Below are 8,447 nucleotides of genomic sequence, written 5' to 3' on the forward strand. Positions count from 1 at the left end.
GTGTGTACTGCCAATTATATCTGCCCTTTTTTCAGATTACAAGAACATTCTTTTCCCTTCCAAAATGGCATTGACATGCAAAAAAGCCGAAAGCATGAGGACTTGCCTCTGCTTTCGGCTTTTATCTCTGTCTTAATTTTGTGAATTATGACGAAAGGATTATGCTCTTGAGCTGTACTCTCCTGTACGGGTATCAATTTTGATCTTGTCACCCTGGTTAACGAACAGAGGTACAAGAACGCTTGCTCCGGTCTCAACGATAGCCGGTTTGGTAGCGCCTGTAGCTGTGTCACCTTTTACTCCCGGCTCTGTCTCTGTAACTTCAAGTTCCACACTGATCGGCGGCTCTACTGAGAATACGTTACCTTCATGTGAACATACTTTAACCATCTCGTTCTCTTTTACGAACTTGAGAGAATCTCCTACTGTATCTCCATCAACTGCGATCTGGTCGAATGTCTCAACATCCATGAAATGATAGAGTTCACCATCAGAATACAGATACTGCATATCTTTTCTGTCGATATGAGCGGTATCGAATTTCTCTGTCGGACGGAAAGTCTTTTCTACTACACCACCACTGATGATGTTTTTAAGTTTTGTTCTAACGAAAGCTGCTCCCTTTCCCGGTTTTACATGCTGGAATTCCAGAATCTGATAAATATTTCCTTCGATCAGTACTGTAAGACCATTTCTAAAATCGCCTGCTGAAATCATTGTAATATCCTCCTTATATATGCCCTGAGGCATTCCTTTTACTTTTTTATATACATTACTTATAATTCTATAATAAAAAACTCTATTTTTCAACAAAAAATTTCAATCAATTACAGATTTCCCTGATTTTCCGTATTTTTTTGCTATTTCATATAGGAATTATAAAGCTTTTTATCCACATTTTTCTCGATTTCATCGTAAACCGGCTGCACTGCCTCACGGATTTCCACTCTCAGTTCATCACTAAGTGTAACAATCTGTGTTCCGCTGTCCTCAATTACTTTGATCTTGTCCGCAATCCGGTCATCCGATGCCTGGCGAGCCTCTTCTTTGGCGATCTCTGCAGCTTCTACAAGGATCGCCTGCTTATCTTCCGGCAGATCCTGAAAAAATTCATCACTGACGATCAGAGAGATCAGATGTGGCAGGTGATTGGTCTCCACCACATAATCCTGCTGTTCATAAAGCTTGTTGGATACGATAACCTCGTATGGATTTTCCTGGGCGTCAATGGTTCCCTGCTGCAGCCCGATATACACCTCACTGAAACTCATCGGTGTCGGAGATGCTTTCAGTTTTTTCCAAAAATCCATATGGTAGGAATTCTCCATGGTACGGATCTTCTGTCCTTTAAAATCAGCCAATGATTCGACCTTTTTATTCGTTGACATCACGCGGAATCCCTGATCTGCATAACCAAGAAGCTTGTATCCGCCATTTTCATAGACATTCTCCAGAAGTCCGTAGAATTCCGGATCATCGGCCTTTTTACGTACTTCATCAATCGTGCTGAAACGGCACGGAAGATCGAATACCGCCAGATCCGGCATAAAGGTTACCTGCGGAGCTGTATTCTGGATCACAAACGGAATGTCCCCATCCTTACAACTCTCCAGAAGCTCCCTGTCCCCTCCGATCGTACCGTTCGGATAGACCTGGATCTTCATCTTGCCATCACTTAATTCTTCTACTTCTTCCGCAAATTTTTCTGCATAGATCTGTGTTACGGTATCCTCCGGACTCGCCGTTGCAAGCGGCCATGCATATCGCTGTACTTCATCATCCGTAACCGTCTTTTTCTGGCATCCCGCACTGAGTGCAAGTGCCGCACACATTCCTGCCGCTACTGCCATTCTTACTGCTTTCTTCATGCTGCCACCTCCTATATCAGTGCCAGGCTGATCGCCGGGATAAACGTAATTAACAAAAGCGCAACAAGGAAGTAGCCGATCATCGGCATCGCATGTTTGGAAATCCGCATGATCGGGATATCTGTAAGCGAACTTGCCACAAATAAGTTAACCCCGATCGGCGGTGTTACAAATCCGATCGCAAGGTTGACAACCATCATGATTCCAAAGTGGATCGGATTCATGCCGACTGCTGTTACGATCGGCAGAAGGATCGGTGTCAGGATCAGGATTGCCGGTGTGGTATCCATGACCATTCCCACGATCAGAAGGAATACATTGATCACCAGAAGAAGGACGATCTTATTGGTAAAGTGCGTCAGGATCCAGGTGCTGACCATCTGTGGGATCTGCATCAGAGTCAGAACTCTTGAAAACGCAATCGATGCCGCAAGAATGAACATGATCGGTGCATAAGTACGCACCCCTTCCACCAGTGCCGGCCAGATATCTTTAAACGTCATCGTCTTATAAATAAACAGGCTGACGATCAATGCATAAAATACCGAAATGACTGCCGCTTCTGTCGGCGATGCGATTCCGGAATAGATGCATCCCAGAATGATGACCGGACTCAAAAGTGCCCAGAAGCTTTCTTTTAAAACCTTCAAAAGTCCTTTCTCATGAAGCTCCCCGACTACTTTCTGGATCTTTTCTTTGTCTTCTCCATTCTTTTTACAGTAATAGACTACATAAACCATCAGAAGTCCGCCGATCAGAAGTCCCGGAATGATCCCTGCGATAAACAGGTCACTTACTGATTCGCCGGAAGCACTTCCGAACATAATAAACGGAATACTTGGTGGAATAATAACTCCAAGACCACCTGCAACGGCTACGATCGCCGCGGAAAAATCCTTATCGTATCCAAGCTCGATCAGAATCGGGATCGTCATACTTCCGACTGCTGCAACCGTCGCCGGTCCGGAACCTGAGATTGCGCCATAAAACAGACAGGTTACAATGACCGCGCACGGAAGACCTGCTGTCAGATTTCCAAGGAAATACGAAAATACATCAAATAATTTTTTGGAAATACCACCTCTTGCCATGATGATTCCGGAAAGTACAAACATCGGAACCGCAAGGAGCGGGAAACTGTCAATTCCTCCCAGCATGGAACGGATCACGAACTGTCCGCTGGCTGTGAAAGATGGATCAAAAGCACCCGGGAGAACCGATGCGATCGTAAGCGCGATCGATACCGGAATGGCAATAATCAGACAGATTACAAATAAGATAAATACTACTGCTGCCGGCATGCTTTGTCTCCTTTCTCCTCTTTATCTCTTACGACTTTTAACTCTGCAAACCACCGCTGGACAATACGGATCGCCACCAGGATAAAGCTGACAAGCGGTGCTGCCTGTACATAATACATCGGAATGTGGCACGCCGGACTCACCTGCCCGCTCTCCACTGCCGACATCATATACTTGAATGCAAATGGAATCAGATAGAGGAATACCATAAGCTCAAAAGTATGATTGACCAATTTAAACATTGCCTTTCCTCTTCTCGGAAAAATCGCCACAAACTGTTCGATCTTAATAGAAATACACTTTCTCGTACAATAGCTGACACTCAAAAAGCCCGACCATACAAACAGGTATCGGGTAATCTCCTCCGACCAGGACGGAGCTGAGCCGAGTACATATCTGGAAAACACCTGGATTCCCATGATCACCGTCATCAAGATCAGGCTGACCACCATGAGAAATTCTTCCAGATAGTTATCCAGCCAGATTACTGTTTTCTTCATTCACGTTTGCCCTCCATTCATGTAGTCATATAGAAAAATGATAACAATTTCTGTGGAAGTTGTCTATTATTTTCCATATTGATTTTATCCCTTTAAATAGTGAAAATCTCTATAACCGTTCCGCTCCGGGCATCGGTTAGATTTTTAACAAACATCAGATATAAATAACCCGCAGTCTCACCGGAATCCCCGGTATGACTGCGGGTTATTATCCTGCCTTTTTTTCACTCTTCATTCAGGTTAAACATAACGGATCTGCCACAGGACTTCTCCGGATGTTTCTTTACTAGATGCTCTTATCGATCAGCGTCAGGATTTCTCTTAAATCTGATGCATTCATCTGACCAGGTGCAGAAGCTTTTCCAACTGCCCCGAAAGTAAGTGCGGAACCGAATACTTCACCGCACAGGCGGCTGATCAGTCCGGTACCTGCCATAGACATTGTAATGATCGGACGGTCTGCATGTTCTTCTGCCATTTCACGTGTTGCTTCAAGAAGTGTGAGCACATCCTTTTTGCACTGTGGCATTACTGCAATTTTCGGGATATCTGCACCGAGTTCCTGCATTTTCACAAGGCGTCCTACGATATCGTCTTTGTCCGGTGTCTTATCGAAATCATGGTTGGATGCAACAACTTTTACGCCGTGTGCATGCGCACCTTCAATGATATCTTTTACCACTTCATCACCTGTAAATGCTTCTACATCTACAAGGTCAACCAGTCCTGTTGCTGCTGCTTTCTTGTTAAGCTCTGCATATGCATCTGCTTCGATTGCTTTTTCGCCGCCTTCTTTGGAAGTACGGAATGTGAAAAGGATCGGAGTTTCGCCGAGTGCCGGACGAAGGTCTTTTAATACATCTTCAACCTGTGCAAAGTCAAATACTCCTTCGAACCAGTCCACACGCCATTCTACAACGTCTAGTGCAACATCCTCAAAAGATTTTGCTGCTGCAAGAATTTCTTCTTTTGTCTTTCCAACGATCGGTACACAGATCTTCGGAACACCTTCGCCGATTTCAACGCCACGAACTTCTACATATTTACTCATGTCTATTTTCTCCTCTTTTTCTTAGTTGTCAGCCTGTGCCTGTTCTACCATCTTAGTATAGCGTAAGTTTACGAATAATCCAAGGAGGACTCCGACTGCTGTAAGAACAATATTCATAACCATAACCTGTTCCGGCTGCATTTTGGATGCTGCGGTAAGGATGGTGTAGTTACACAGGGAAGATGCGATCATTACAAGTGCTGTTACGGTTCCTTTGATCTTCGGGAACAGCATGTTGCATACAGAAGTCGCGATCTGAAGAAGTCCGCCTGCTCCTGCCCATCCGATCAGGAATGCACCTGCGATCATAAGTGTCTGGCTCTTTCCAACCAGAACAGCGATCATCGTTACAAGACAGATTACCGGGTATCCCAGGATAAATCTTACGTCTTTGATCTTTCTTGTTAAAAGTGCAGTTACAACAAGTGCAAGCATTGTTCCTGCTGAATAATATGTCTGCATAATAGACGGATCAGCCCAGCCTACATTCTCTTTCGCAAAGTTCTGTGCACAGTTCAGCCATAACTGGAAAGTACCTGTACATGTGAATCCGATCAGGATCATTGCGATGGATTCTACAGAGAAATGGGTATGCTTTAAGCTGTCGATCAGTCCTTCTTTCTTTCCTGCCGCTTTCTGATCTGTATCCGGGAGTGGGAAGATCATAACCAGTACCAGAAGTACAAGATAAGCGATTCCACATGCATAGAACAGCGTGTTGTAAGAAGTTGCTCCTGTCGCTGTGGTAGCAACAGTTACACCAAGTACGAACGGCAAAAGCATCTGTGATACAGAAATAAAGAATTTGATCCCCATAGTTGCAACGCCCGGTGCTTTGTAAATGATTTCTGAAACAGCCGGGTAAATTCCTGTATCCAGGAAAGAGTTTGCGATACCACCAACGATTGCACAGATATATGCGATCTGGTATCCGCCATTTGTTCCTGCATTAAATGCAAGTGCAAGTCCGATCAGGTAGATTGCATAGGATCCACTACCGATCGCGGTTGAAATCCGACGTCCGAGTTTGTCAGAAAGCGGTCCGGCGAACGGAAGCGCGATCAGACGTCCAAGTCCAAGTGCTGCCGAAATTGCAGTGATTGCCATAACTTCTACGCCCCAGGAAGCAGCAAGTGCTTCCTTGATGACTGCCTGTCCAAGGATGGAACATCCAACACCGTGGATAAAGTAGTTTAAATAAAGTATCAAGGCGCTAGGTATGTATTTCTTATTCATCTCTTTTCCTCACATTCCTGTTTTTCAATTTTTTTCGATTTCTTCTTAAATTAAATACCAGCCTGCCGGATATTAGTCATCGTATCTGATATTTAATACTTCTTTCATGTGTTCGATCGGCATTTCTTTTCCTGTCCAGAGTTTGAATGCAGCTGCTCCCTGGAATAACATCATTCCAAGACCATTCATTGTCTTACATCCAACTTCTTTTGCCATAGAACGCATCTTTGTCTCCAGTGGTGAGTAAGGAACATCGATTACGATCAGTTCCGGACGGAAGAATGATTTATCCGGTACAACAGACATTCCTTCGAGTGGTTTCATACCAACACCTGTTCCGTTTACAAAAATGTAAGAATCGTTCATTTCTTCTCTTAATTTTTCTTTGTCGTCCAGATCGTAAAGAGTTGCTTTACAGTTTGTCTTTTCATTGATCTTTCTTACTGTTTCTTCTGCGTTTGCCCAGAATTTATCATGGATGTTGAAGATGGAGATTTCTTTTACACCATCAAGTGCAGCCTGGATTTCAATTGCTGTAGCAGCTCCGCCCGCTCCTGCGATTGTCATCTTCTTTCCGATTACATCGATGTCATTGTCTTTTAATGACTGCATGAATCCGATACCGTCTGTGATGTGTCCTGTCAAAACACCATCTTCATTTACGATTGTGTTTACTGCTCCACAGAGCTCTGCTGCCGGAGATAATTTGTCCAGATACTGTCCAACAACTGTTTTATTTGGCATAGACACGTTAGATCCTACCATTTTCAGAGCACGAAGTCCTTTTACTGCATCTTCCAGTGTGCTGTTGTCAACTTCAAATGCAAGGTAAGCATAATCCAGTCCAAGGTAAGCAAATGCTTCGTTGTGCATTGCCGGTGAACTTGAATGTCTGATCGGATAAGCCATAAGTCCAATAAGTTCTGTGTGTCCTGTAATTCTCTCTGCCATGATTTGTTCTCCTTTTCTTCTTCCATAGAAATTTGTTTCTTTGTTCTTTGAGAATGTTTTTAACGTTTGCCCAACTTTTGTTAATTTTTAAACAACCTCTTGATAGTTAAATTATAGACGATATCCTTTGATAGTTCAAATACATCTTATATGCATTTTTGATAGCTTTTTAACATCAGTTATGTTACAATCTTTTTATTTAATATAGAAAGGATTTTTTATCATGACCCTCAATCAGCTTGAATATTTCCAAAAAGTAGCAACCCTGCAGCATTTCCGGCAGGCTGCCGAAGCTCTCAAGATCTCCCAGCCAAGCCTCAGCCGGTCCATGGCGCTTCTGGAAGAGGAACTCGGACTGATGCTTTTTGAACATCAGGGACGTAATGTTGTCCTCACCAAATCTGGCCGCGTCTTTCTGGAACACGTCAACCGAATCCTCGAGGAGGTGCACATTGCCGAGCATAAGATGAAGCAGCTTGCCGGAAGTGGCGGACACATCGATATTGCCTATGTATTCCCTCTAGCGAACTACTATATTCCCCATACCGTCCGCTCCTTCTTGGATCTGGACCGAAACAAGCACGTTACCTTCAATTTCAACCAGACACATACCGCCGATATGATCCAGGGACTCAAATCCGACCGCCACGATGTGATCTTTGGCTCTTTTGTTGCGGATGAACCGGATATTTCCTTTATCCCGATCCTGCATCAGGACATGGTTGTGATCACGCCGAAAAATCATCCCCTGGCGCAGAAAGATACGGTATCCTGCAGTGACCTCACCGAATATCCTCTGATCGGTTATGACCGCTATTCCGGACTCGGTGGATTTACGCGTAACTTCTATAAAGAAAAGAAGCTAAAAGTAAACATTGTCTGTGAATGCCCGGATGAGAACGCGATCGCCGCTCTTGTTGCCGAAGATTTTGGGATTGCCCTTGTTGCAAAGGTAGACGCAGTAGACCAGGCAAACGTAACGATTCTGCCGCTTGCCGACGCCGATCTTACCCATACGGTTTATATGGGCTACATCCGCGACAAATACCAGATCCCCGCTGTCAAACGTTTCATTCAGTTTGTCAAAAGAGATGGGAAGGCCTATTAAAGTGCCTTCCCATTACTTTCTTTTACATATTCAATAAATTCTTTTACAACCGGCGCCAGATACTTTTCTTTTAGTTTTGCCAGATAAATATAACGCTCATATGGTGGATTCTCAATATCCAGTACATCCACATCCAGATTCTTAAGGATCGGGATCTCCGGCATCACTGCAATTCCGAAATCCTCTGCCACAAGCCCCGCCATGGAAGCATCTTCCACGATCTCATAAGCGATCTTCGGTGTCCCTCCGGTCTGTTCAAACAGCTGGTCGATCACCGGTCTGAGTCCGCTGTTCTTGGTGAAATACACCTGCGGATAAGGAAGTGTTTCCTTCAGATCAACAGATCCCCTTCCTGCCAGTTCATGCCCTTTCGGAACAACAACCACCAGCTTTTCCTTGGCGATCGGTACAAAATGGTGTGCTACCTGTCAA

The 8,447-nt window shown here is 44.3% G+C and carries 9 protein-coding genes; 1 reads left to right on the forward strand and 8 read right to left on the reverse strand.

Annotation, left to right across the window (positions count from 1 at the left end):
- Positions 1 to 159: 159 nt before the first annotated feature.
- The 7 genes from efp to ACYQ5K_RS14630 form a co-directional block, all read right to left on the reverse strand.
- Positions 160 to 717, reverse strand: coding sequence for an elongation factor P (gene efp, locus ACYQ5K_RS14600; RefSeq protein ID WP_022220387.1), 558 nt, complete (start codon positions 715 to 717; stop codon positions 160 to 162).
- A 143-nt stretch (positions 718 to 860) separates the two neighbouring features.
- Positions 861 to 1,868, reverse strand: a complete 1,008-nt coding sequence (locus ACYQ5K_RS14605) for a TRAP transporter substrate-binding protein (RefSeq protein ID WP_173687773.1) — start codon at positions 1,866 to 1,868, stop codon at positions 861 to 863.
- An 11-nt stretch (positions 1,869 to 1,879) separates the two neighbouring features.
- The gene (locus tag ACYQ5K_RS14610; protein ID WP_173687772.1) at positions 1,880 to 3,169 is read right to left on the reverse strand and encodes a TRAP transporter large permease; all 1,290 of its coding nucleotides are present in this window, start codon (positions 3,167 to 3,169) and stop codon (positions 1,880 to 1,882) included.
- Entirely contained in the window at positions 3,154 to 3,669 is a 516-nt protein-coding gene (locus tag ACYQ5K_RS14615) for a TRAP transporter small permease (RefSeq protein ID WP_173687771.1), read from the reverse strand. The genes ACYQ5K_RS14610 and ACYQ5K_RS14615 overlap by 16 nt, the downstream gene beginning before the upstream one ends.
- Positions 3,670 to 3,955: 286 nt before the next feature.
- Positions 3,956 to 4,720, reverse strand: coding sequence for a type I 3-dehydroquinate dehydratase (gene aroD / locus ACYQ5K_RS14620; RefSeq protein WP_459777820.1), 765 nt, complete (start codon positions 4,718 to 4,720; stop codon positions 3,956 to 3,958).
- Between the two features lie 21 nt (positions 4,721 to 4,741).
- A complete protein-coding gene (locus ACYQ5K_RS14625) occupies positions 4,742 to 5,956 on the reverse strand; it encodes an MFS transporter (protein ID WP_459777821.1) in 1,215 nt (404 codons plus the stop codon).
- Between the two features lie 72 nt (positions 5,957 to 6,028).
- On the reverse strand, positions 6,029 to 6,907 hold the full coding sequence (locus ACYQ5K_RS14630; protein WP_173687768.1) for a shikimate dehydrogenase: 879 nt from the start codon (positions 6,905 to 6,907) through the stop codon (positions 6,029 to 6,031).
- A gap of 223 nt (positions 6,908 to 7,130) precedes the next feature.
- Here ACYQ5K_RS14630 and ACYQ5K_RS14635 point away from each other — a divergent pair, with 223 nt between their 5' ends.
- Positions 7,131 to 8,015 (forward strand): LysR family transcriptional regulator, encoded by an 885-nt coding sequence (locus tag ACYQ5K_RS14635; RefSeq protein ID WP_173687767.1) that lies wholly within the window; start codon positions 7,131 to 7,133, stop codon positions 8,013 to 8,015.
- Here ACYQ5K_RS14635 and ACYQ5K_RS14640 read toward each other — a convergent pair.
- Entirely contained in the window at positions 8,012 to 8,419 is a 408-nt protein-coding gene (locus ACYQ5K_RS14640) for a LysR substrate-binding domain-containing protein (protein WP_459777822.1), read from the reverse strand. The two genes, ACYQ5K_RS14635 and ACYQ5K_RS14640, sit on opposite strands and share 4 nt — an antisense overlap.
- Positions 8,420 to 8,447 lie beyond the last annotated feature (28 nt).

Source organism: Allocoprococcus similis, from assembly GCF_054660775.1.

Excerpts from the sequence above, each read along its gene's own strand:
- ACYQ5K_RS14630 (WP_173687768.1), bottom strand. The coding sequence starts at position 6,907 with ATGGCAGAGAGAATTACAGGACACACAGAACTTATTGGACTTATGGCT.
- ACYQ5K_RS14610 (WP_173687772.1), bottom strand. The coding sequence starts at position 3,169 with ATGCCGGCAGCAGTAGTATTTATCTTATTTGTAATCTGTCTGATTATT.
- aroD (WP_459777820.1), bottom strand. The coding sequence starts at position 4,720 with ATGAGTAAATATGTAGAAGTTCGTGGCGTTGAAATCGGCGAAGGTGTT.
- efp (WP_022220387.1), bottom strand. The coding sequence starts at position 717 with ATGATTTCAGCAGGCGATTTTAGAAATGGTCTTACAGTACTGATCGAA.
- ACYQ5K_RS14635 (WP_173687767.1), top strand. The coding sequence starts at position 7,131 with ATGACCCTCAATCAGCTTGAATATTTCCAAAAAGTAGCAACCCTGCAG.
- ACYQ5K_RS14625 (WP_459777821.1), bottom strand. The coding sequence starts at position 5,956 with ATGAATAAGAAATACATACCTAGCGCCTTGATACTTTATTTAAACTAC.
- ACYQ5K_RS14615 (WP_173687771.1), bottom strand. The coding sequence starts at position 3,669 with ATGAAGAAAACAGTAATCTGGCTGGATAACTATCTGGAAGAATTTCTC.
- ACYQ5K_RS14605 (WP_173687773.1), bottom strand. The coding sequence starts at position 1,868 with ATGAAGAAAGCAGTAAGAATGGCAGTAGCGGCAGGAATGTGTGCGGCA.